The organism is Chromatium okenii, from assembly GCF_016583745.1.
GTDB classification, from domain to species: Bacteria; Pseudomonadota; Gammaproteobacteria; order Chromatiales; family Chromatiaceae; genus Chromatium; species Chromatium okenii.
Genome location: NZ_NRRQ01000021.1, coordinates 12,858 through 38,028, shown reverse-complemented (window position 1 = coordinate 38,028; position 25,171 = coordinate 12,858). Strand labels below are relative to the sequence as shown.

The window sequence follows — 25,171 nt, the reverse complement described above, 5'->3', positions numbered from 1 at the left end:
AAAAAGCAAGTGCACTAGGTCATAAAAAAGCAAGTTTTTTATTCGTTAATCATTGCGATTTTTGATTGCGATATTGTCATTTTAGTTCTACACTTTTCGCCGTCGGCGAGACTAGCGACCTCAGTTGCTTGGCGCAGGTAATTTGCTGCACTGCACCTAGATAACGTACGCAACGGGTGCATTTTTAATGCTGCCAGCCAAAAGTTGTGCGGACGCAAATAGAACACCGCCTTTTGAAGGTGAATGAAGCAATGACAGTGAACGGTGCGCGAGTCGTGATTTTGGATCGGGATGGCGTAATCAATGAAGATTCAGATGACTACATCAAAACAGTGGCGGAATGGAAACCGCTGCCGGGCAGTATTGATGCAATTGCGCGTTTATCGCAAGCAGGTTATCGCATCGCCGTTGCTACGAATCAATCAGGAATTGGGCGCGGATTGTTTTCACTAACGGAATTAAACGCGATGCACCACCTATTAAATGAATTGGTCACAGCGCAAGGCGGCGCAATTGAAATGATTGCGTTTTGTCCACATGCACCACCGGAACAATGCAACTGTCGAAAACCTAACCCGGGTTTATTGGAACGCATCGCGTACCAGATGCAAATCAATTTAACTGGAGTGCCGCTGATTGGCGATTCTGTGAGTGATATTCAGGTCGCACGGCGCGTCGGTGCTGCGCCTTGGTTGGTGTTGACGGGAAAAGGTGAACGCACCGTGACGCAATTGAAAGCGGCTGGTGATTCATTGCATGATGTGATGATTAGTCGTGATTTATATGCCGCAGCAACGCACTTGCTGCGCCAAAAACATTAAAAGGTAATTTATGATTTGGCTGCGTTCGTTTTTCTATCAACTCGTATTCTGGCTATCAACGTTTGCGTTTTCCTGTGCGATTGTGATTGCAGCAGGAAGAAATCGACAATCAGCCGCTGCCTCGCGGTTAGCGAATACTTGGGGGCGCTTTAATTTGTGGGCACTGCGGACGATTTGTCACTTGGATTATCGGATTCACGGGCTGGAAAACATCCCGCAAACCAATGTGATTGTCTTAGCCAAACATCAATCTACTTGGGAAACGGTATCTATCCGCGCTTTATTGCCATCACAACAAAGCTGGGTATTAAAACAGGAATTGATGCGGGTGCCTTTTTTTGGCTGGGCAATGCGCCAATTACAACCAATTGCGATTGATCGCCAAGCCGGACGACGGGCGGGAGCGCAAGTTATCCGCGATGGACAACAACGATTAGCGGCTGGACGTTGGGTGATTGTATTTCCAGAAGGGACGCGGGTTGCGCCCGGCACGCGCCGTCCGTATGCGTTGGGCGGAGCGGTATTGGCAGAGCGCAGCGGGTATCCCGTATTGCCAATTGCGCATAATGCGGGAGAGTTTTGGGGACGGCGCAGTTTATTAAAACGTCCGGGCACCATTGATCTCGTGATTGGAACGTTGCGCGAGACAAAAGGACGCAGCGCCGGTGAAATTAACGCGGAAGTTGAAACTTGGATTGAGGCGACGGTAGCAGCATTGCCAAAACACACTGGCACGGCTGATAGTGAATAATTAAAAGCGTGATTTGTGGTGGTTGGGTTGCGGTCATCAACCCAACCAACATTGTTCTAATAACGCCAACGATATTGCGCGTTTTGTGTTAAGAAATAATCCATAGCAATACCAATAGCGTTGCTAATGTCCAGCCTAAATACATCCGCACATTGCCGGATTGCAATTGCACCACCCGCCGCGACGCCGCTTCCACCATGTGCGTAATGGGCACATAAAATAATGCGAGCGCCCGATCAGTTAATTTGAGGCGATAACGTGGCGCAAGGTCGGAATGCGTGGGGCGGGTTTCATCAATATCAAATAGCAGCCCGAATACGCGCCGCATTGGTTGCGCAAATGCAGTGGCGCTGTATTGCATTCGCGGCGATGGCGGAGCAAAACCGCAATCCCATGGATCACGGCGACGAATACGGCGCGGCACTCCGCGCAAAAACCACCAAAATGCCGCTCCCGCAATGAGCCCTAATAACATGAGCGTCAATGGGGCGCTATAACTGGCAGTTTCTGCTGAGATTGGCGTGAGCCATAACCAACCTTGTGCGCCAATTTGTGGGAGTTCAATGTGCAAAATTTGCGTAGAAACTGGCGCAATAAATGTAATGATTTGCGTCGGTAATACGCCAAAAATAATGCACAGTCCTGCTAATACTCCTTGTCCAATTCGCATTCCCAGCGCCCCTTGTCGGGCATGGCGCACATGCCGCGAACGTGCCTGTCCTAAAAAGGCGATGCCATACACTTTAACGAAGGTTGCCGCCACTAATGCGCCGGTGAGCGCCAATACTGCGGAGGCAATGGGAATGAGGCTGCGCAATACGCCGCTTTCAAGTTGCCATGCTTGTAATGCGGCTTGAAAAATTAGCCATTCTGATACGAAACCGTTGAATGGCGGCAGTGCCGAAATAGATAAAGCGCCAATTAAAAAGAAGAGTCCAGTCCAAGGCATTCGGCGTAATAACCCGCCCATTTGTTCTAAATCGCGCTCGTGGGCGCTGTGTAAAATTGCTCCCGCACCGAGAAATAACAAACTTTTGAATAGTGCGTGATTGAGGCTGTGATACAGCGCGGCAATGAATGCTAACGCACCGAGGACGGCGTGATCGGTGCTGATAAAAATCAATGCCAGCCCTAACGCAATAAAAATAATGCCCAGATTTTCGACTGATGAATAGGCTAACAGGCGTTTTAAGTCCGTTTGCATTAACGCAAATAAGACGCCCAGCAGCGCCGATAAACTGCCGATTGCAATTAAAATGACGCCCCATTGCCAATGCAGTTGTCCAATCAAATCAAATATCACGCGAATAAATCCATAAACCGCAATTTTGAGCATGACGCCAGACATTAACGCGGAAATGTGTGAGGGAGCGGCGGGATGTGCTTCGGGTAGCCACGCATGAAGTGGAATTAAACCGGCTTTCATGCCAAAACCCAGAAAAAATAAGCCAAAGGCGACATTTGCCCAGCCGTCAGTAAAGGTGGCGGCGCGGAGGGCGCTGAATTCAAAGCTGTGACCAAAAGCAGCTAGTACGCCAAATCCCAGCAAAATGGATAAGCCGCCAATATGTGCCATCAGGAGATATAAAAAAGCGGCGCGACGATTTGCAGCATTTTCGTGTTGAAATGCCACTAAAAAATAAGAGGCAAGTGACATCAGTTCCCATGCCACCATAAACAAAAAGGCGTCATCTGCTAACACAACCAGCAGCATTCCGGTTAAAAATAAACCGCTAAATCCGCCTAAAGCAGTGAGCGAGTCGCGCCCGCGTTCAAAATCACGCACATACGCTGGTGCATAAATCCCAACGGCGGTGGTGACTAATCCAATTAACACTAAAAATAAAGCGGCGAGTGCATCAAGACGCAGGTGCCAAGGCAGCCACGGTAATCCCAATGGCAATATCATTGTGAAGCTGTCGCCAGACACTAAAGTCAGCACTCCCGCTGCGATAGCGGCAATGCCTGATATGCCTAATAATGGAGTGGCAAGTTGGCGCAGCAAGCGTGGATAGTGATTCGCAAAGAGCGATACGGCAGCGGAAGTGAGCGCCAGCAGTACTGCAACGAGCGCCAATAACAGGGGGAAAATGTTCATGGATGATTTTAGTGCAATCAAGGGTTGATGTGAGTTGATCAGTTGGCGGTTGTCAGTAAAAAGTATGGTTGTCACCGATAACTGACAACTCAACCAATAGGTTGTATCGCAACTGCGTCACTCCTAAATAATGATAAAAATTAAATATCATCACACTTAAAAAGTGACAGCTCAGTGCTGGCAGTGCGCCCTGCCAGCGATTATGTCGGATAATTCAGCGATGCTCTTCCAAACGAAAGCCAAGCAATTCCAATATCAATCCCGTGATTGCGCCGCCACTTAATCCGCCCATAAATCCAATCGGAATGTCATGCACGACCTGTCCGATCATCGCTTTGCTGCTGATGGTGAGCGCCATCGCGCCGTCCATGATGCCGATGCTGGCTCCGACGACGGCGGCAATCAGTCCGGCGACGACGGGCGCGGATAATCCTGCTGGCAGCCACGCCGTGCTGTGCGTCACCAGCCAGCGTTCTGACAGTTGAAACAGGCTGCCGACCAGCGCGACCACGCTGGCTGCTAATACAAACAGACTGACGTGTTGACCGCTGATCGCCAATCCGAGCGCCAGCACGCAGCCCGCTAACACCCCGGCGGTGAATCCGGTCAACGCCTGCGCCAGCGGTTGGCTATCTCGCGCAATCATCCACGCATAAAACCCGCCCGCGATAACGCCCGCGCCGCCCGTCACCGTCATCATCAATACCAAGTGGATGTCGTGCCCGGCGACGATCAAATAGCCAATTGCCGCCAATACGCCCGCCATCGAGCCGACCAGCGCCACCGGCATCGCGCTATAAAACGCCGACGTCGTCACCGCTGCCGTCGCAGTCGTCACCAGCAACGCTTGCCAACCCATCAATCCCAGCGCCAGCAACACCTGATACAGCCCGGCAAAAATGGCTCCAAATAGCGCCCCGGCAAAGCCCCAAACAAACAGCGTCATTACAATTGCAGTGATTCGATCCTTAGTCATTTTTTTATCCAGCGTTATTAGCGTTTGGTGGTGACGATAGTCTAGTCGGTCTGCGCGGTTGACAGTTTTTAGGAGTGACGCGGTTGCGGATACAAGTGATTGATGGAGTTGTCAGTTGTCAGTTATCGGTGAACACTGCGTCACTCCTAAATTTTGCAAGTTGTTTGGAACAACAGATCGCTTCTTACGATAAAATTACGTCACATTTCCTCAACTTGATCGCCCATGAATCCACTCACCGCCATCGACATTCACGACCCCCAGCAGCTAGATGCGCTTTCTGAAGATCAACTGGATCAACTGCCGTGCGGAGCCATCCGCGTCAATGCCGAAGGTGTGATCCTGTTTTACAGCCGTTCCCAAGCCAAAATCACCAACCGCGAACCGATGGCCGTGATTGGACGCAACTTCTTTGCTGAAGTCGCGCCCTGCACGGTGGTGCCAGAGTTTTACGGGCGCTTCCGGCACGGCGTGCTCACCGGCAGCCTGAGCACCACTTTTGAATTCGTCTTTGATTTTGAAATGCACCCGGTGCAGGTGCGGATCACGATGCGCAACGCGCAGCGCTCGGCTGAATTTTGGATTTTGATTGAACCGCTGCGCCATTTGCCGCCCCGCAACGAAGCGGTTGCTTATGAGCTGATTTCTAACAAATTCTGCGCGTCAGTGGCGGAGCTGACTGCGACTTCATTTGATTTTTCTCAATGCGATCAAGAACCTATCGCCACCTGCGGCTTGATTCAACCCTTCGGCTGCCTGCTGGTGCTCAATCCGCTCACCCTGACCATCGTTGCCTGTAGCGCCAACAGCGCGATGTATTTGGGACAAGAACCAGAAGCCGTTCTGGATGTGCCGATCAGTCAGGTCATCACCTGCCTGACTGAAGATTTGGAAAGCTGTTTGACCGCCACCGCCGAAGACGCTGCATTTTGTCCCTCCTTTTTCTGCGCTGCCGCCACCGCCAACAACCTCACGCTGGATATTCGCCTCCACCGCTGGCGCGGACGGCTCTTGTTGGAACTCGAACCGCAGGGCGATATGGCAATGGATGCGCGGCTGCGCGGGTTTGATGTCGAGGGTTTTCAGCAGCGGCTGCGTCATCACACCGATCCCGTCGCCGTCAGCCAAGCTGCCGTCTCCGCCTTTCGCTATCTCACCAACTTTGAACGGGTGGTGATCTATCGTTTTGAACCGGAAGACGACGGCATCGTCATCGCCGAAAGCATGATGACCGACACCTGGCCATCCATCATGGGACTGCGTTATCCCGCCACCGATATTCCGCGCCAAGCACGGGCGCTGTATTGCGAAACCCCGCTGCGTTACGCCCCCAGCCGCGATCATTCCGACGTGCCGCTGCTCAGTCGCACCTTGGAACCGAACGCCATCGACATCGGCATCGCGCATCTGCGGGCGCAGTCGCCGATTCACCGCAACTATCTGAAACGCTTTGATGTGAACGGCTCAATGTCGCTGTCGATCATGGCGGAAGATCGGCTCTGGGGGCTGGTGATTTTTCATCATCGCGCCCCGCATCCGGTCACGTCCTACACGCGCCGGCGCTTGATCGAATTCACCAACTGTTTATCGGGGCGGCTGGCGCTGATTGAGGAACGCGACCGCAACCACGCCAGCGAGCTGGGCATGGCGGAGGTCAACAGCATCGTCAATCAAATCGACATTGAGCAGCCGTTTCCAGAAAGTTTCGTCGGCAAAGAGCAGTTGCTGTGCGGGCTGGTGAACGCCGATTTGGTGCAGATTTATCATCGCGGGCAGCCGCTATTTTTGGGACAAGATTGCAACCTCGCGCCCGAACAGGTACACGCGCTGCTCGGATTTCTGCGCACCTGTCCGGGGCCGGTGTGGTCTACCGATTGCTTGTCAGCGGAATTTGAACCAGCAGCGGATTATCCGCATCTGCTCGCTGGTGTGATGGCGGTCTTTGTAGACGAGCGCCGTGATGACATTTTGATGTTCGGGCGGCGGCGCATTAAATACACCGTCAACTGGGGCGCAGACCCGGCATCGCTGCCATTCTCAGCCGCCGATGAAGAACAACCGTTTGGCTGGCCGCGCCGCGTGTTTCAAGTCTGGCGCGAAGAGCGCACCCATCACGCCCGTCCGTGGTCAGCAGTGGCGGTGGCAACCGGGCTGGCGCTCAAAAATCTGATTCAGCGCGTCATCGTCGCCAACGCCAGCCATTTTGAGCGGCTGGCGCGGTCGCTGGAGCGGCAGCGCGATCAATTGCGCCAATCCCGCGAGGAAATGCGGCATCGGGCGCTGCACGATACGTTGACTGGTTTGCCCAATCGGGCGCAGTTTCGTGAGGCGCTTAATGAGATGATTCAAATCACGCAGCGCAGCGGTGAAGCATTTGCGGTGGCACTGCTCGACATTGATCACTTCAAAACCATCAATGACACGCTCGGCCACGATAAAGGCGACGTTTTATTGTGCGCGGTGGCGGAGCGCATTACGGCGACGTTGCCAGCGCCGGTGCTGACGGCGCGCTTGGGTGGCGATGAATTCGCCCTGCTGCTGCCGCCCTCCGCGCTGGAACCGTTGGCAGAATTGGAACGCTTGGTGGTGGCACTGCGGTTGCCGATCATCGCGGGCGCAGAGCGGTTTTCAATCACCAGCTCGTTGGGGCTGGCGCTGGGTGACGGCGATGCGGAACCGGGCAATTTGTTGAAACAGGCGGATTTGGCGCTGTATCGCGCCAAAGAAAATGGGCGCAATTGTGCGCGTCCGTTTGATGCCAGCTTGGAATCGCAGGCGCATCAACGGCTGGAAATTGATCGCGTGGTGTTGGGACGTGCGCCGTTGGATGCGATTGAAATCCTGCTCCAGCCGCAGATTGCGATCTGCGCTGCCGTGCCGCAGTGTCGGTTTGAAGTGCTGGCGCGGTGGCGCACTGAAGATGGCAGCATCGTGATGCCGAATGATTTTATTCCAGCGGTGGAGCGCAACGGCTTGATTCGCAGCGTTACCGGCGCGGTGGTGCGCAGCACGCTGCGACTGCTGCGCAATCAATTGGAACGCGGTCAACCCGACCTCCGGCTCGGCATTAACATTTCGGCGGCGGATTTAGAAGAAACGACATTTGTGCGGCGCTTATTTGAAGATTTACACGCTGCCGATGTGCCACCAGATTTAATTGAAATTGAAATCACGGAATCCATGTTATTGCGCATGACCGCCAGCGTAAAAGCGTCACTCAATGCGTTGGATCACGGCGGTATTCAATTATCGTTAGATGATTTTGGCACTGGCTTTAGTTCAATGGCATATTTGCGCGAATTGCCGATTAGTATTTTGAAAATTGATCGGGAATTTGTGCGCGGAATTGAAACGCCGCGAGATCGGAATTTAGTTGGCGGCATGATTGCGATGGCGCACTCCATCGGTAAAGAAGTGATTGCAGAAGGCATTGAAACGCCGCGCCAATTGGAGTTATTAAAAACACTGGGTTGTGATTGGGGACAGGGTTATCTGTGGTCACGACCAATTCCACCTGCCGAGGCGATTGCGCAATTCGGCGTTATTCAACGTCCACTTTTGAATTGATGAGCTGCAATGGATTTTGATCGTTACGCTGTGATTGGCAACCCGATTGCGCATAGCAAATCCCCGCAAATTCATGCGGAATTTGCGCTGCAACTGCGCCAGACTTTGGAATACAGTCGTTTATTGGGACATCTCGATGATTTTGCTGGCGATGTGCAGCGGTTTTTTGCTGACGGCGGCAAGGGGTTGAATGTGACGGTGCCGTTCAAAGAAGAGGCGTTTGCGCTGGCGACGGAACGCAGCGCCCGCGCTGAGGTGGCGGGCGCAGTCAATACGCTGCTGCGCTTGGCGGACGGTCGCCTGCACGGTGATAACACCGACGGCATCGGGCTGGTGCGCGATCTCAGCATCAATCACGCTTTTCCGCTCGGCGGAGCGCGGGTGTTGCTGCTCGGCGCAGGCGGGGCGGCACGCGGCGTGATGATGCCGCTGTTGGAGGCGGGGATCGCGCAGTTGGCAGTGGCGAATCGCACGGCGACAAAAGCGGAGGCGCTGGCGGAGCGGGTGAATAGTTGGCAATTGTCAGGCGTCAGGTGTCAGGTGACGGGCTGCGGTTTGGCGGCGCTGGGCGGGCAGCAATTTGATCTCATCATTAACGCGACTTCTGCCGGTTTGACGGATGAAGTGCCGGCGTTGCCCGCTGGCTGTATCGCGCCCGGCGGCTGGACGTATGACTTGCTGTACGGCGAGCACCCCACCGCGTTTCAACGCTGGAGCCAGACGCAGGGCGCGGCGCAATCGCTCAACGGCTTGGGGATGTTGGTGGAACAAGCTGCCGAAGCGTTCTGGCTGTGGCGCGGGCTGCGCCCCAACACCGCGCCGGTGATCGCGCAGTTGGCGGCATGAGCAGTTCCTATAACGCCGCCGCAATTGAGGTCTTGATGGGACTGGACCCGGTGCGCAAGCGCCCGGGCATGTACACCGACACCACTCGCCCTAATCACCTCGCCCAAGAAGTCATTGATAACAGCGTCGATGAGGCGCTGGCTGGTCACGCTCGCCGCATCGCCGTCACGCTGTACGGCGATGGTTCGCTGGAAGTCAGCGATGACGGACGCGGAATGCCGGTCGATCTGCACCCGCTCGAACAGATGCCCGGCGTCGAGGTCATCCTCACCAAACTCCACGCTGGCGGCAAATTCAGCGGCGACAGTTATCAATTCTCCGGCGGTTTGCACGGCGTCGGCGTTTCCGTAGTCAACGCGCTCTCGCAGCGGCTAGAAGTGTGGGTCAAGCGCGGCGGGCTGGAATACCAGATGCGCTTTGCGGGTGGCGCTAAAACCTCGGCGCTGGCGCAGATCGGCAGCGTCGGGCGCAATAACACCGGCACCCGTCTGCGCTTTTGGCCTGATCCGAGCTATTTCGATACCCCGAAATTCGCCATCAAACCGCTGCTGCATTTGCTCCGCGCCAAAGCCGTGCTCTGTCCGGGGCTGGAGGTGCAATTCCGCGATGAGGCGAGCGGCGAAACCTTCAATTGGTGCTACCGCGACGGCTTGATCGACTATCTCGAGCAAGAATTGGGCGGGGCGGCGCGGCTGCCAGCGGAGATGTTCGTGGGCGATTTCCGCGCCAGCAATGAAGCGGCGCAGTGGGCGCTGGTGTGGCTGCCCGATGGCGGCGAGCCGGTCGCGGAAAGTTACGTCAATCTGATTCCGACCGTGCAGGGCGGCACTCACGTCAACGGTTTGCGCAGCGGTTTAACTGAAGCGGTGCGCGAGTTTTGCGAATTCCGCAACTTGCTGCCGCGGGGCGTCAAACTCGCGCCCGAAGATGTTTGGAGCCGCGTCAGCTACATCCTTTCGGTCAAGCTGCGCGAGCCGCAATTTTCCGGTCAAACCAAAGAACGGCTGTCCTCACGGGAATGCGCGGCGTTTGTCAGCGGCGTGGTCAAAGATGCGTTCAGTTTATGGCTCAATCAGCACGTCGCCGAAGGTGAACAGATCGCGGAATTGGCCATCGCAGCGGCGCAACTGCGACTGCGAGCGGGGCGCATCGTCACCCGCAAAAAAATCACTGCGGGCCCGGCGCTGCCCGGCAAGCTGGCGGATTGCACCACCACCGATCCAGAACGCGGCGAGTTGTTTTTAGTGGAGGGCGATTCGGCGGGCGGTTCGGCGAAACAGGCGCGGGATCGGGAGTTTCAAGCGATTCTGCCGCTGCGCGGTAAGATATTGAATACTTGGGAAATTGACGCCAGCGAAGTGTTGGCGTCGCAGGAAGTACACGACATCGCCGTCGCCATTGGCGTTGACCCCGGCAGCGACGATTTAAGCCGGCTGCGGTTTGGCAAAATCTGCATTTTGGCGGATGCCGATTCTGACGGCGCACATATTGCGACGCTGTTATGTGCTTTATTTTTAAGGCATTTTCGGCGTTTAGTGGCAGAAGGTCACGTTTACGTCGCAATGCCGCCGCTGTACCGCATTGACGTGGGGCAACGCGTTTTTTATGCGCTTGATGACGATGAAAAGCGCGGGTTATTAGATCGTATTGCCGCCGAACAAATAAAAGGCAAAATCAATTTGCAACGTTTTAAGGGTTTAGGTGAAATGAACCCGGCGCAATTGCGCGAAACAACTATTCATCCAGACACGCGGCGCTTGGTGCAATTGACGATTACTGATGACGATGACAGTGAGCAAATGCTGGATTTATTACTGGCGAAAAAACGCGCTGCGGATCGCCGCCAATGGCTACAAGAAAAAGGCGACTTAGCTGAGATTTAATCTGATGATGGTGCAGCGGTGCGCAAAAACTACGTCTTGATTGATTATGAAAACGTGCCGATTAAAACGGTGGCGCTGCTAACGGGCGAACAGTTTGAGGTGCGCGTTTTTTTAGGGCCAAAGAATACCAAGCTGCCGCTTGAATTAGTGCTCACGATGCAGGCATTAAAACAACGCGCCGAATATATCGTATTGGAAACAGTGGGCAATAATGCGCTTGATTTTCACATTGCCTATACTCTCGGCACATTGGCAGCAGCAGAGCCTGACGCATTTTTTCATATCATTTCCAAAGATACTGGCTTTGATCCGCTGTTAGATCACTTAAAAAAACAGAAGATCACGGCAGTGCGTTCTGTATCACTTGAAACAATGCCTTGTTTTCAACCGCCCGCTGCGCCACCAGCACCGCAGTTGCCGCTTGAAAAACCTATACCGCCAGCAATTAAAACTGTAATTAAGGCAGTGACTGGCAGCAATCAAACTCAGCCTGCACCGCAACCGTCTATTGATGCGTTAGTGAACATTGCACGCAACGATTTAATAAAACGCAAGCAAGGTAAACCCGCTAAACCAGCAACATTACTCAACACGATTCAATCGGTTTGCGGAAAAAACGTCCCGCAAACTAAAATAGAACAAGTTTATGCAGAACTCATTAAACGTGGCTATGTGAAAGAAAACACCGGGGCAATTCATTATTCTCTCTAAACGATCCTGAGAATCGCTGCATGAATAAGCTCACCGCAACCTTAGTTGGAATCATCGCACTGCTTGTGATATTCATTGTGTTTTCTTTCTCATCATCCACATTGCTGATTGCTACCATTTCCTATATTTTAGGCACCATCATCGGGTAGCCGCAGTGAATGTACACTATCCGGCACGAGGCAATAGAAAAAACCGTGCATTGGCGCTCAATGTCTGTCACTGCTACCAGTTGAAACTGGTAAAAATGCACCTATCTGTAGTATTACAACACCGTTGCATCATTCCCTCACTTGGAGCTTGCGATTTATGACTCACGAATTACCTGCTTTACCCTACGCTAAAGATGCGCTTGCGCCGGTTATTTCCGCTGAAACCATCGACTATCACTACGGCAAACATCATCAAACCTATGTCACCAACCTGAACAATTTAATTGCCGGCACTGAATTCGCTGACCTGAGTTTGACCGACATCATTATGAAAGCGGCGGGCGGGTTATTTAATAACGCCGCGCAGGTTTGGAATCACACGTTTTATTGGAATTGCTTGAGTCCAACTGGTGGCGGCGCTCCAACTGGCGCCTTGGCAGATGCCATTACTGCAACCTTTGGTTCATTCGCTGATTTCAAAAAGCAATTCACGCAGTCTGCAACCACGAATTTCGGTTCTGGCTGGACGTGGTTGGTAAAGAATAGCGATGGCACGCTGGAGATTTTCAATACTGCCAACGCCGGTACGCCCATGACATCCGGTAAAACGGCGCTATTAACGGTCGATGTGTGGGAACATGCTTATTACGTTGACTATCGCAACGCTCGCCCGAAATATCTGGAAACGATTTGGGAAAAAATCAATTGGGAGTTTGTTGCTGCGAATTATGCCGACTAAGCGCCACTGCTCGCGCTATTCAGCAGGCTTGTGATTAACACCCGCTGTCGCATTGCAAGATGCGAGCGGGTTTTTTAATGTACACTGCCGCGCACTTTAATACGCGCCAACATTAGGCGGCTACATGAATATCAACGTCTATCGTTATAATCCCGACTGCGACGCCACGCCACGCTTGCATTCTTATTGTATCACTCCGCACCCCGGTATGATGGTGCGCGATGCGTTATTAGCAATTAAACAACAAGATGAATCCTTTAGTTTTCGCCATTCGTGCGGCGAAGGCGTGTGTGGTTCTGATGCAGTGAATGTGAATGGGCGCAACGTATTAGCGTGTATTACGCCAATTGCAGAATTAACCACGCCAATTACGGTGCGACCGCTGCCGGGGCGTCCAATTATTCGTGATTTAGTTGTCGATTTAACGCAGTTTTATGAACAATATCGTGCGATTAAACCGTATTTAATTCGCCATGATCCTTTGCCGGAACAAGAAATTTTACAAACTCCAGCGCAGCGCGATCAATTAGATGGGTTATACGAGTGCATTTTGTGCGGGTGCTGCTCCACCGCTTGCCCGTCGTTTTGGTGGAATCCTGAGAAATTTCATGGCCCTGCCGCTTTATTGCAAGCGTGGCGGTTTCTCGCCGACAGCCGCGATCAAGCTGCCGAAGCGCGTCTCGACGCCTTGGCCGGTCCATATAAGGTATTTCGCTGCCACAGCATTATGAATTGCGTTGAGGTGTGCCCGAAGGCGCTCAATCCCACTCGCGCCATCGGTCAGATTAAAACGTTGATGTTAGACAAGGGGTTATAAAAAAACCGCCTCAAGAGGCGGTGATTTCTGATTGAACTCAAGCGGGACACGCAAAATTTTTTAGCCGCGCCTAACTGTTTGTTTAGCAACTAAAATAACCGCGTTTGATTTCCAAAACCATCCCGTTCCAGCGCCAGCACTTCTGCTGGCGTGTTGAGATTCAAAAACGCCGCCGCTTGCCCACTAAAATCCACCCACACCACCCGCCGCTGCGCATACCACGCATCGACCCGCCGCTCGCCGCTCGCCAAATATGCGTGCAGTTCCGCCGCTAAATGTACCGGCACCAACGCATGTAACGGCTGGCGCTGCGCCCCGACTGTCGCCACCGCCACCTCCGCCTGCGCCGCCACTACCGCAGTCGCCAAGCGCAGCCCCAAATCCGGCGGCGATTGCGGCGCATCGCCCGGCACCGTCAACAACCACGCGGTTTTAGCCGCCATCAGCGCACTGTGAACACCCGCCAACGGCCCAGCAAAATCCGGCACCGCGTCCGTCACCACCGGCGCTCCCAATGCCGCATATTGATCGAAATGGCGATTGGCACTGATGAGCGTCGTCGACACCTGCGGCGCTAATGCCGCCAGCGCCCACGCCGCCAACGGGCGTCCCGCCAATAAAATCAAGCCTTTATCTTGTCCGTTCATGCGCCGCGCCCGCCCGCCCGCCAGCACCACTCCGGTGCAGGTGGACAGCGCGGGCGCAGCGATAACTCCTTGTTTTAACAACTTATTCAACAATTAACCGCGCATTCAGCGGCTGGATCGGGCGATTGTTCGGATGCCCCATCACCTCGGCAAACTTGTGAATTTGCCCCGCCGACGCCGTCACCGGCTGCTTCAGCACAATCCACGTCACTCCTTCCGTACAGGGCGGCGTCGTCAATGAGCCAGTAAACCGATAATAATCATGGTCTTGCGGCAGCAGCGCCTCCGCCGAAACCTGCAACGGCAGCGGCGTGTGTTCATCAACGTGCGTCGGCATCGCCGCCCAAGGCTCTTTCAATGCCAAGTTTTCCTCACCCTCCTGAAACATCACCGCAATCACTAATAAATGTCCATCTTGATCTGCATGAACTAAATGCGCTTCCATTGGAAATTCTTTACCGCCAATGTGATTCTCACTCGGCGTGTGGAAATGATATTGCTTGAGTTCATAATCGCGTCCATCTAAACGGATTGAACTTCCTGCGGCGTAATGAATTTGAATCGTATGACCGTTATTGATCTCATCATCACCACCGGGGCGATAATGAAAATCTAGCGGTGGTAATTGCTGATCGACCATCTGCGTTAAATCAATCGGCGTCTGATATTTTCCGTTCTTGCACTCTGTAAATTGTGGGTTCAATTCCCCCCAGTGTTCCGGGCCATCCGCACCGGAATAACCCCAATGCACCTCATGTCCAGCAGTGGCAATACTGCTTCCCAATAATACAGATAAACTAAAAAATACGCTGCGTTTCATTGCCATATTTCCCGTCATAAAATGATTGATTATCGCCTGCGCGATTGTTTCTTACATAACCCATTTTATTCAAAGATCAGCGCGTCATTGCCGCACCCGGCACGACGCCAAAAAAGTGTAGCACTGCGCCATAGTTTTGAATAGCACCCGCCCAATAAAAAACGCCACCGTATTGCGATGGCGTTTGTTTCAGCAGTGCGCAATTGTGCTGCGCTGCACCATTAACCAATCACTAACGGCCCCACCAATGATACTGCAGGGATAGGATTTTCCTGCAATTGCTCGGCAACCAATACTTCATTAGCCGCCATGCGTCCGGTCATCGTTGCCGCTTCCATTAAATTCGCGGGAATATCCAGCCGCAAAAAATCACCTGCTAAAAACAGATTAGGAATTGGCGTTTTAACGCCCGGACGATTCGCATGATCACCGGGTGCCCAGCGCGGGAAATTCTGTTGCATGGTGTAAATATCATACACAATCGCCGCACCTTTTAATTCAGGAATTAAAAGATCAAGCTCCTCGCGCATAATGCGTTTAATCTCCGCTTCTGGCAGCACATTTTCTGGTTCCACCGCATACGCATGAAGCTCAATTACCGCGCCCTGATGCCGCTGCGCCCAATCAACAAATTGCGGTTGTAGTTGCGAATAAATGGCAATGGAATCAGTAAACTGATACCCGCTAGTAGTATAAAACGGCACGTCCAACGGTTGAATAGCGCGATCCAACCACATGCGCCACACAATATACGGATCAGCGACGCCTAATTGCTCAACACTGGCAACAAAATTGGGCTGTGATAATGCAGACTGCGCCACAATTGCTTTTATTCCCGGCACATCACACGCCATCACCACATAATCAGCATCTAATTCGGTCGTATTCACTGCCGCAGTGAGCGTTAATTCCGTTCCATGTACTGCTGTTGTCATAGGATTTAATGGCATTTTAGTCGGACCAGTAGTCGGCACTCCTTGCGCATCATATTTGGCTCCATGACAGGGACAAGCAAAACCACCCGTTGTCGCATCCAATCCCACCGGGCAACCCATGTGCGTACAACGACCTGATACCGCTTGAAATTCTCCCTGTTCATTACGCTTCACATAATACAAATCGGTCTTGCTGCTGCCCCAAAATGGCGTCCAATTCATTCCCACATCAGCCGCTGGAACGCGATGTTCTTGCATCTGCGCTTCACCGGGACGTTTAAGCACCACCTGAATAATTTTGCCCTCATTTTCAATGATGCGTTGCACCTCAACTCCCGTCATTACCTTGCCACCGAGCGCAATTAAACGTTGCGTCAATGGCGTCACCAATGAAGTCATCGCATCATCAATCGTCTGGTCATATCCCATCCCATTCGGATTGCCGAGAAAAAAGAAATGGAAAAATTTAATCCCTTCCGCAGTAGAGTACTGATGAAACTGATTAAATGAAGTATGCGCAAATGGTTCAATAATCGTATCAACCATCGGTTGATTCACAGTGCGGCAAAAGCTCTTAAAATCGAGATCATCAAAACGCGCAAAAGTCTCCTTGGGATTGTAACGCATCAACTCGTACACTTTACTGCTCGGATCGTTAAAATCTAAAATCGACACCGATTTTGATTGGTTGATGACTGCCAGCAAATTGAAAGGAAAAATCGTCGTCGTATTCGTAAAACTCTCAGTCGGTTTATCCTTGAATAGAATGGGATAATCTTTCACGGGCTTGAAATTGCCGCGCACCCCAAGTTCATCCAATAAACCGTGCAGATTGTAATACTGATTGAAAAACCCATGAAAACCATGCTCGGTTGCCATTGTTTCTCCATTCACATCCACATCCCAACCGGTCAGGCGTCCACCTAAATTGCTGGCACGCTCAACCAAGGTCACTGCAAAGCCCCGTTTTAATAATTCATAGCTTGCCGCCATTCCCGCTAAACCGCCTCCAATCACCACGACTTTTTTTGGTGTTGACGGCGTTAATGGACGCGTATCATTATCCGCAGCGGCAAAAGATAAAATCGTGCGACGCGGTTGGATCGCATACAATCCAAGGGCGCTGCCAACCGCAGCGAGTCCCAGCCCAGCTAAAAAGTGACGACGGTGCATAATTCAACTCTGAATAATGAAAAAATGTCGGAGCGGTGTTAAAAAATTGCGTATTTCTATTCCGATCTCGACGCGAATGAGCGATTAGTGTAACCGCATTTGCAGAGCGGCACCAAACCGCTGCCAAACTCCGTGTTATTCTGCAAAAAAATCGCCACCCGCGTGCTCACAACACTTGTTGATTAGTGCCATTTTAAGGAGTTTCGTAATGACGACAGCATCACCAACAATCGACGTTGCCGACTATATTTTAGTCGGTGGTGGCTTGCAAAACGCATTGATTTTATTGGCATTAGCGGCGCGTAAACCCGCAGCCAGCATCCTCTTATTAGAGCGCGAAGCGACGCTCGGCGGGAACCATTTGTGGTCATTTCAAGCACGCGATGTGCCAGATTCGGCTTGGGAGTGGATGGAACCCTTGGTCGAGTATTGCTGGGCGGGTTATCAACTCAATTTTGCCGCATCCAGTCGTTGGGTGGCGGGCGCGTATCGCTCTTTAAGCTCCGAACATTTGGCGCAAATTGTCGCGCAAACTGTTGAAAATAAAACAAACATTCAGATTATGACTCATGCCGCTGTGACGCGCTGCGATCCCCAGCGCGTCACATTAGCTGACGGGCGCATTTTTCAGGGGCGACTTATTATTGATGCGCGAGGTCCAGATCAAAATGCGTCACGGCGCGGTGGCGGCTATCAAAAATTTGTGGGTTTGGAATGTCAATTACGCCAACCAATCACGATGAATGCACCATTGTTAATGGATACGCGCTGCCCGCAATATGATGGGTTTCGTTTTCATTATGTATTACCTTTTGCTCCTGATCGGGTGCTAATTGAAGACACTTATTTTTCTAATAACCCGACTTTAGATGTTGACACAATTTCAGTCAACATTATTGCGGAAGCGGGGCGCTTAGGATTAGCAGTTGAGCGCGTATTGCGCAGTGAAGTTGGCGTTTTACCAATGCCAGCATTAAGCACCTTTCATCCGCGCAATGAAGGTGTGCTTCATGCCGGTTATGCTGGAGGTTGGTTTAATCCCGGCACTGGTTATTCATTAGCAGCAGCAGTGCGCTTGGCCGAGCATCTATCTACTGTTGCGCTTGAAGATGTATATGGCAAAGCGTGGCGGCAGTTAGTCAGAAAAATGCGCATTCAATCTCATTTTTTAGCATTTCTTAATTTGATGATGTTTGGCTTATTCCACGATAAGCAACGCGCTAAGTTAATGGAGCGTTTTTATCTCGTGTCTGATGACGTGATACATCGTTTTTTTGCAATGGATAGCACGGCATTGGATATGTGGAAAATTATGTGGGTAGGTGCGCCTTGGACGCCTAAAGGTCGTTCTAAACGCGCTACGGCACCGCAATAAGGCATTAAAAGCGACACGCTTTCTTTTGCCAATCATTTTGGCGGCTTATTAAATGGTTGTTCTCAACATGACATGCAAACAGGTTATTCGACTACAGCGTGGTTGGAATAGGATGTTATTTTTAATTCTACTGTTAATGGCAGCGCCATTATTGGCAGAACCACCCGCAGCGGCGACAACAAATATGACCTGTTTGCGCTGTCATGGTATGAAAACGCTGGCGTATCGCCATCCCAGCACCGGAAAAATCGTTGACTTATTTGTTGAGCAAGTTGCACTGAGTCATTCGGTGCATGGCAAATTAGCGTGTACAGAATGCCATGATGGTGATTTCGCGCATTATCCCCATCGTGCGGAAACGCAGCAGCGTTCGTTATCCTGTGTGAAATGCCATGAACAACAAGATGACGCTACAAAACGTCATTATCAATTTACTACCATTGATGCAGAATATGCAAAAAGCATTCATGCCACTTCTGATGCAGTAGAAGCCGCAGCTTTCAATTGCCATTCTTGTCACGATCCGCACCGTTTTCACGCTTCTCAAATCGGCGATTCACTCGCCACCATCATTCACAACGATAATGCGTTATGCTTAACTTGCCATGAACAAGCGCGACTAAAACATGCGTGGTTACCCAATCGAGAGCGGCATTGGGAAACCGTGCGTTGTCTTGATTGTCATACGCCCGTTACCGATTCTAAACAACCCGTATCGCATCACATTTTAAGTGCCGCTGACAGCAATCATGATTGCGTCAGTTGTCACTCAAAAAACTCTCAGTTATTAAATCGTCTATATCGGTATCGGGCAGCAAATGATGTCGCAAGTCACGGCTGGCTGAATACTGCGATTTTTAATGAAGCGTATGTGGTAGGAATGAGCCGCAGCGCCGTATTAGATCGGTTAGCATTAGTAATCATTGGGTTAACCTTATGCGTATTGCTTGCGCATGGCATTGGGCGGTATCGCGCACAACAACGGCTGCTGAGGAAACAACAATGAGCGCCAGTTATCTTTATCCGCGTTGGGTGCGCATCTGGCATTGGTTGAATGCGTTGTTATTTGCGATCTTAATTGTATCTGGCGGCAGTTTACACTTTACCGGACATCCTTGGTTATTAGATTTTGCTACGGCGCGTCCACTGCATAATATCACCGGGCTGCTTTTAATTATAAGCTGGGTTGCATTTATCATTGGCAATGTGATGACCAATAATGATCGCCATTATCGCGTACAGTGGCGGGGATTTTTAGGGCGGTTATTCACTCAAGGTCGTTATTATGCCGTCGGTATTTTTCGCAATGAGCCACATCCATTTCATCCAAGCGAAGCGATGAAATTTAACACGTTACAACAACTCAGTTATCTCGGGGTGATGTATGTGTTAGTGCCACTGTTGGTGATAAGCGGTGCTGCGTTTTTATTAGCAGTTTATTTACCAGACACCATATTTGGCTTGGGTAGTATTTGGGTAGTAGCAATGCTGCATTTAACCGTTGCCTATAGTTTGGTGTTATTCGTATTGGTGCATCTGTATATCATCACCACTGGCGATACCGTGACCACGAATTTACGCGCAATGCTGACCGGTTGGCACCGTGATGATCAGCAGGAGACAACAAAATGAATCATCTGCTGATAAAACAATGGTGGGCATTCACAAGGGTGCGCCGAATTACGATTGGCGTGATCATTGTGCTGGCGATCACCTTGATTTATAAAGTGTTCTATCCGCTGGCTTTTGAGTTTTATGTAGGCAAAACGAATGCACCATTAACCTATGCCAGCAGCCAAGAATTCACACCAGAAGCCTTCGAGTTATTAGCAAAAGAACTCAGCCGCGATGCGCGGCAACAACAGGCAGAGGCAATTGTAGCAACCGCTCAAGACCCGTTTGCGCGACAAATAAAACTTGAATTGTTAATGAATACGCCATCGGTGATTAAAGATAGTGAACCGGCGCATATTCGCTATTTTCGTGATGCTGGTATTCGCCGCTATGAAGGGCCAAAGACCTGTTTACAGTGTCATGCCACTATACGGATTCAACATGGCGACGGAACACACGCGACGCTTGACACCTTAAATGATCTGGTGAATTCAGTACATTTTAAGTTTCAAACCGAAGCTGGTGGCTTTTCAACCTATGGCTATGACGGGCGGCAAGTGAATAGCGGGGCGCGTAAAATTCCAGTGGGAAAAATCAATCGCGCCTGCGGTATTCCGGGCAGTTTTAGTTGGACAGGGTGGGCGGCATTAATTGCAAGTCGTCCAGAAGCGCAGCATGGCGCTACAATTTTACGCAGTGAAGGTTGCGGTCAATGTCATATCGGCGGCAATTATCAACCCGCTACAGAAAAAATGATGCCAATTGGTGACGTTCCTAATGAAGCTAAAGACGGGATTGATTGTTTAATTTGTCATGCCGCTGAATACGATATGAATCAGCGTTATATTATTCAGGACAAGCAAGGATTGCGTTGGAATCAGGATCGCAGTTTACGCGCAGCATTAACGGTTGGAACGATTCGCGCTGATACCTGTTTACGTTGTCATCAACACAATATGGGCGGCGATGTCTATCAACATAATGTCGCAGCACAATCACTCGGTTATATCAATCAACGGTTATTGCATCATGGCGCAAAACGTGGCAATCCATTCAGTCCACAAGATGATGTTCATGCCGCAGCAGGAATGGAATGTACTGATTGCCATGTTCCAGAAGGACATCGTATTCCACGCGGGCGCAAAGGCGTTGATTTAGTGGCAAACGATTTGCCCAATAAAGAAGTCACTTGTGAAGGCTGTCATACGTCAGCGCCGCATCATCAATCGCATGATAAAGCCTTATTGAATGGACATATTGCGCGGTTAGCTTGTGAAACGTGCCATATTAAAGAATTAACTGATCATAATGTAGTGTTGCGCGATTGGGTGCATCCTACTTGGAATGCTAAAGAAGGTATTTTTGAACCGACTGATATTTATCGTTCTGGCGCAGTGGGCAAAGGGTTTACCTTTTTGTGGTTTAACGGTAATGGCACTTTTTTAGCCAATGCGCTCGGCAATCATCCCGATAAAACGCTCAATTACAATCCTTTGATGCAGCAAGTAGCGCGGATTACTGATCCAGACATCATTGCCGCAGTGCGCACCAAAGCAACGGAATTAAAACAACAGTATCCTGAAATTGATGTGGATGCTTATGTGACTGCGGCAACGGAGCCATTATCACAATTGACTCCAGAGTTATTGGTGCAACGGGAAGTGATGATTGCCACTAATTTGAGTGCGGCGATGAATCAAGGCGAGAGCCGCATTTATCCGTTTAAGTTATTTAATGCGATGATGTATGAAGATATGTCAAATCAAGGGGCATTTGGAGCGATGATTTTGCCTTTTGATTATGCGCGGTATTATGAAACGGGCGATAGTGCAGCGGCGGTGAAGGTGGCAATTGCTGATCCGATTATTCAACGCATGTATCAGGAACCGTTTAAGCATTACATGATGGATGAATTTATGGCGTATTTCGGCATTATGGACGGTTGGAAAACGATTTATCCGCTGGTGAACAACCAATTAGTGAACGTGGAAACGCATTGGATGCGGCAAATGGGCACGTTAATGGTCAATCATGGTATTCAGCGGCAAGGTCACGCTTGTATTGCGTGTCATGCTCCGAATGGCATTATGAATTTCGCGCAACTGGGTTATTCGCCAGAGCGGGTGGCAGAGTTGGAGCGACTTGAAGACATTGTGCCATTGCTAAACCCGGCGGAGCAGACTGATGGGCAATAAAAATAATTTTGGTCAGTGTGTGAAGTTGTGAATGTTCAATTGTGCGCAATTAGTGGTAACATTCAATGCGCCGGTGTGCTCTAACCTGCGCGTTGCCGCAGATACCATGTTGGTTATTGGAAAATGGTGTGTTGTGAACTGAGCATTATTTTTTATTGGTGAGGATGTGACGCATGAAATGTGCAATGTTGATGACTGGCAGTGGGCCAATTGTCATTTTAACTTCGTATGACGCGCTCGAGAATCCTGATTTGCTGGAACGGTTGGCGAATAAAGGAATTCCCAAGTTTACGGCATACGAGATTCCAATGGCATTGGCTGAGGAACGTTATGGCGGGCATTTTAGAAAGGTGCTCAATGGCTTTACGGAATCTGACAAATTACGGATTCTCGATCACAACGGTCATCGCGCTTTCAATCTGTTCCGTTTTGATGAACTTGGAACGCCGATTGCCCACGAAGGTTCGCCAGAAAACTATCATCATTAGGAGTTGCTTGATCTTACGCGCAAGGAAGCGCGGCAATTTTTTATCAGTAACATCGTTTTTTTGCCCGCGTGTTTTATTCTTGCACGTTATTGGGCGCAATAGATAGCGCAGGATTGACTTTGTGTTAAAGTTTGATGGCGATTTCATTCGCACGCGCTTAATCTCAACGTACACTCGTTATGGAGATTTTCTATGTCAACAGATGTTGCACTTTGGCTTGCAATCGGTGCCGGCGGTCTCGCTGTTTTATACGGTTTGGCGGTCGTGGTTTGGATCACGATGCAATCTGCTGGTTCGGAACGAATGCAGGAAATTGCGGCAGCTATTCAAGCTGGCGCACAGGCGTATCTCAATCGTCAATACACCACAATTGCAATTGTTGGTGGAGCTTTATTTCTCGTATTGTGGCCGACGTTGGGATTGGCGACGGCTGGCGGTTTTGCGGTGGGAGCAATTTTGTCCGGTCTCGCCGGTTATATCGGGATGAATGTGTCGGTGCGCTCCAATGTGCGCACGGCGCAGGCGGCAACGATCAGTATTGAAGCGGCGCTGGATGTGGCATTTCGCGGCGGCGCGGTGACGGGAATGTTAGTGGTGGGGCTGGGTTTGCTCGGCGTGGCCGGTTATTTCGCCTTTTTGGGAGCAGATAAAGAGGCGCTGCACGCGCTGGTCGGCTTGGCATTTGGCGGCTCGTTGATTTCAATTTTCGCGCGGTTGGGCGGCGGTATTTTCACTAAAGGCGCGGATGTGGGCGCGGATTTGGTGGGCAAGGTTGAGGTCGGAATTCCCGAAGATGATCCGCGCAATCCGGCGGTCATTGCGGACAATGTGGGCGACAACGTCGGCGATTGTGCGGGTATGGCGGCGGATTTGTTTGAAACTTACGCGGTAACGATTGTGGCAACGATGGTGCTCGGCGGGCTGATGTTCAAAGGCGCGGATGGCGGATTGGCGATGAATTACATCCTCTATCCATTAGTGCTCGGCGCGGTATCAATTGTTGCTTCTATTGTAGGCACCATGTTTGTAAAGACCTCGGAAGGCGGCAAAATCATGGGCGCATTGTATCGCGGCATGGCAGTTGCTGGTGGCTTGGCTTTAATTGCATTTGCAATTGTCACTGGCATGTTTATGGATGATTTCTTTGCCATGTTATTTTGTACCTTAATTGGATTGGCGCTGACAGCGGCATTGGTGTTAATTACCGAGTATTACACTGCGACTGAATACGCGCCGGTGCGTTATGTTGCCGAAGCCTCGCAAACCGGTCATGCTACCAATGTCATTGCAGGATTGGCAGTATCAATGAAATCGACGGCGCTGCCGGTATTGGCGGTGTGTATAGCAATTTGGGCGTCTTATATCGCGGCTGATTTATACGGCATTGCGATTGCAGCGACGGCAATGTTATCAATGGCAGGCATGATTGTGGCGCTCGATGCGTATGGCCCAATTACTGATAACGCTGGTGGTATTGCGGAAATGTCGGGATTACCTAAAGAAGTGCGTCATATTACTGATGCACTGGATGCAGTTGGGAATACGACAAAAGCAGTGACTAAAGGCTATGCAATTGGTTCGGCAGGATTAGCAGCATTAGTCTTGTTTGCGGATTATACCCATAATTTAGAGACGCATTTGCTGGCAACCAACCGCGAGATGATTGAGTTTTCACTGTCAGACCCGGCGGTGATTATTGGCTTGTTTATTGGCGGCATGATTCCGTATTTATTCGGCGCAATGGCGATGGAAGCAGTCGGACGCGCTGCCAGCTCGGTGGTGGTTGAAGTGCGGCGTCAATTCGCAGAAATTCCCGGCATTATGGAAGGCACAGCGAAACCGGATTATTCACGCGCAGTTGATTTATTGACTCGCGCTGCAATTAAAGAAATGGTGGTGCCTTCATTGCTACCAATTCTGGTGCCGGTAGTCGTTGCGTTTGGAATGAATATCCTGATGGGTGATGGCGCTGGAATCCGCGCTTTAGGTGGTTTGTTAATTGGTACCATCGTCACCGGTTTATTCGTTGCAATTTCAATGTGTACTGGCGGCGGCGCGTGGGATAATGCTAAAAAGTATGTTGAAGAAGGGAATTTTGGTGGCAAAGGTTCTGATGCGCATCATGCAGCAGTCACTGGCGACACCATTGGTGATCCCTATAAAGACACTGCTGGTCCAGCAATTAACCCGTTAATTAAAATTATCAACATCGTCGCTTTGTTATTGGTGCCGCTGTTGTAATTGCGATTAAACATAAAACGCCCTCGTTGAGAAATCAAAGAGGGCGTTTTTTATTGTGCGCAATTTACACTGGTTGCACGTTGCTGCAAATCACTCTGTGCGCATGAGTCAGCAGTGTGAAATAGCGTTAATGCTGGTTTTTTGCTTGCCAGAGCGCGTGATGTTCTGAGCCTTCGCGTAATAATTTAGCGCCACAGCTTGGGCAACGTTGTTCTTGGCAGGGTACGCCCTTACTATGTTCAATGCGCGTTGAGCATTTTGGACAAATACAGTGACCACCTGCGCCCATTTCGTGTTTTCTGTTCATCACGAGCCTCTTGCCTTG

The 25,171-nt window shown here is 50.8% G+C and carries 19 protein-coding genes; 14 read left to right on the top strand and 5 right to left on the bottom strand.

Going from position 1 to position 25,171, the window contains the following annotated elements; translation table 11 throughout:
- Nucleotides 1-251: 251 nt before the first annotated feature.
- Entirely contained in the window at nt 252-821 is a 570-nt protein-coding gene (gmhB, locus tag CKO12_RS09455; RefSeq protein WP_200154497.1) for a D-glycero-beta-D-manno-heptose 1,7-bisphosphate 7-phosphatase, read from the top strand.
- A gap of 10 nt (nt 822-831) precedes the next feature.
- Nucleotides 832-1,572, top strand: a complete 741-nt coding sequence (locus CKO12_RS09450; protein WP_200154496.1) for a lysophospholipid acyltransferase family protein — start codon at nt 832-834, stop codon at nt 1,570-1,572.
- Between the two features lie 88 nt (nt 1,573-1,660).
- On the opposite strand, the gene hyfB is transcribed toward CKO12_RS09450, so the two are convergent.
- Nucleotides 1,661-3,670, bottom strand: a complete 2,010-nt coding sequence (gene hyfB, locus CKO12_RS09445; protein ID WP_200154495.1) for a hydrogenase 4 subunit B — start codon at nt 3,668-3,670, stop codon at nt 1,661-1,663.
- Nucleotides 3,671-3,884: 214 nt separating this feature from the next.
- Nucleotides 3,885-4,646: a spermidine synthase gene (locus tag CKO12_RS09440; protein WP_200154494.1), complete on the bottom strand. Its 762-nt coding sequence runs from the start codon at nt 4,644-4,646 to the stop codon at nt 3,885-3,887.
- A gap of 225 nt (nt 4,647-4,871) precedes the next feature.
- On the opposite strand from CKO12_RS09440, the gene CKO12_RS09435 reads away from it, so the two are divergent.
- The 6 genes from CKO12_RS09435 to CKO12_RS09410 all read left to right on the top strand — a co-directional run bounded on the left by CKO12_RS09435 (nt 4,872) and on the right by CKO12_RS09410 (nt 13,358).
- The gene (locus CKO12_RS09435) at nt 4,872-8,213 is read left to right on the top strand and encodes an EAL domain-containing protein (protein WP_200154493.1); all 3,342 of its coding nucleotides are present in this window, start codon (nt 4,872-4,874) and stop codon (nt 8,211-8,213) included.
- A 9-nt stretch (nt 8,214-8,222) separates the two neighbouring features.
- On the top strand, nt 8,223-9,059 hold the full coding sequence (aroE, locus tag CKO12_RS09430) for a shikimate dehydrogenase (protein ID WP_200154492.1): 837 nt from the start codon (nt 8,223-8,225) through the stop codon (nt 9,057-9,059).
- Nucleotides 9,056-10,942: a DNA topoisomerase IV subunit B gene (parE, locus tag CKO12_RS09425; RefSeq protein ID WP_200154491.1), complete on the top strand. Its 1,887-nt coding sequence runs from the start codon at nt 9,056-9,058 to the stop codon at nt 10,940-10,942. Before aroE ends, parE begins: the two co-directional genes overlap by 4 nt.
- An 18-nt stretch (nt 10,943-10,960) precedes the next feature.
- Entirely contained in the window at nt 10,961-11,653 is a 693-nt protein-coding gene (locus tag CKO12_RS09420; protein WP_200154490.1) for a PIN domain-containing protein, read from the top strand.
- Between the two features lie 306 nt (nt 11,654-11,959).
- On the top strand, nt 11,960-12,541 hold the full coding sequence (locus tag CKO12_RS09415) for a superoxide dismutase (protein WP_200154489.1): 582 nt from the start codon (nt 11,960-11,962) through the stop codon (nt 12,539-12,541).
- 124 nt (nt 12,542-12,665) lie between these two features.
- Nucleotides 12,666-13,358 carry a succinate dehydrogenase iron-sulfur subunit gene (locus CKO12_RS09410; RefSeq protein ID WP_200154488.1) on the top strand — a complete coding sequence of 231 codons (693 nt, stop codon included), beginning with the start codon at nt 12,666-12,668 and terminating at the stop codon, nt 13,356-13,358.
- An 89-nt stretch (nt 13,359-13,447) separates the two neighbouring features.
- Here CKO12_RS09410 and mobA read toward each other — a convergent pair whose 3' ends face one another.
- From mobA to CKO12_RS09395, 3 genes are all read right to left on the bottom strand, one after another.
- Nucleotides 13,448-14,086 carry a molybdenum cofactor guanylyltransferase MobA gene (gene mobA / locus CKO12_RS09405; protein ID WP_242466289.1) on the bottom strand — a complete coding sequence of 213 codons (639 nt, stop codon included), beginning with the start codon at nt 14,084-14,086 and terminating at the stop codon, nt 13,448-13,450.
- A gap of 1 nt (nt 14,087) precedes the next feature.
- The gene (locus CKO12_RS09400; protein ID WP_200154487.1) at nt 14,088-14,825 is read right to left on the bottom strand and encodes a carbonic anhydrase; all 738 of its coding nucleotides are present in this window, start codon (nt 14,823-14,825) and stop codon (nt 14,088-14,090) included.
- 221 nt (nt 14,826-15,046) lie between these two features.
- A complete protein-coding gene (locus CKO12_RS09395; RefSeq protein WP_200154486.1) occupies nt 15,047-16,933 on the bottom strand; it encodes an FAD-dependent oxidoreductase in 1,887 nt (628 codons plus the stop codon).
- 208 nt (nt 16,934-17,141) lie between these two features.
- On the opposite strand from CKO12_RS09395, the gene crtY reads away from it, so the two are divergent.
- From crtY to CKO12_RS09365, 6 genes are all read left to right on the top strand, one after another.
- Nucleotides 17,142-18,308, top strand: a complete 1,167-nt coding sequence (gene crtY, locus CKO12_RS09390; protein WP_200154485.1) for a lycopene beta-cyclase CrtY — start codon at nt 17,142-17,144, stop codon at nt 18,306-18,308.
- A gap of 112 nt (nt 18,309-18,420) precedes the next feature.
- Nucleotides 18,421-19,314, top strand: coding sequence for a nitrate reductase (locus CKO12_RS09385; RefSeq protein ID WP_242466288.1), 894 nt, complete (start codon nt 18,421-18,423; stop codon nt 19,312-19,314).
- Complete coding sequence (locus CKO12_RS09380) at nt 19,311-19,940, top strand: cytochrome b/b6 domain-containing protein (RefSeq protein WP_200154484.1); 630 nt, start codon at nt 19,311-19,313, stop codon at nt 19,938-19,940. Before CKO12_RS09385 ends, CKO12_RS09380 begins: the two co-directional genes overlap by 4 nt.
- Entirely contained in the window at nt 19,937-22,117 is a 2,181-nt protein-coding gene (locus CKO12_RS09375) for a multiheme c-type cytochrome (protein ID WP_200154483.1), read from the top strand. Before CKO12_RS09380 ends, CKO12_RS09375 begins: the two co-directional genes overlap by 4 nt.
- Before the next feature lie 173 nt (nt 22,118-22,290).
- Nucleotides 22,291-22,605 (top strand): hypothetical protein, encoded by a 315-nt coding sequence (locus CKO12_RS09370; RefSeq protein ID WP_200154482.1) that lies wholly within the window; start codon nt 22,291-22,293, stop codon nt 22,603-22,605.
- Between the two features lie 192 nt (nt 22,606-22,797).
- A complete protein-coding gene (locus CKO12_RS09365) occupies nt 22,798-24,846 on the top strand; it encodes a sodium-translocating pyrophosphatase (protein ID WP_200154481.1) in 2,049 nt (682 codons plus the stop codon).
- Nucleotides 24,847-25,171: the final 325 nt, after the last annotated feature.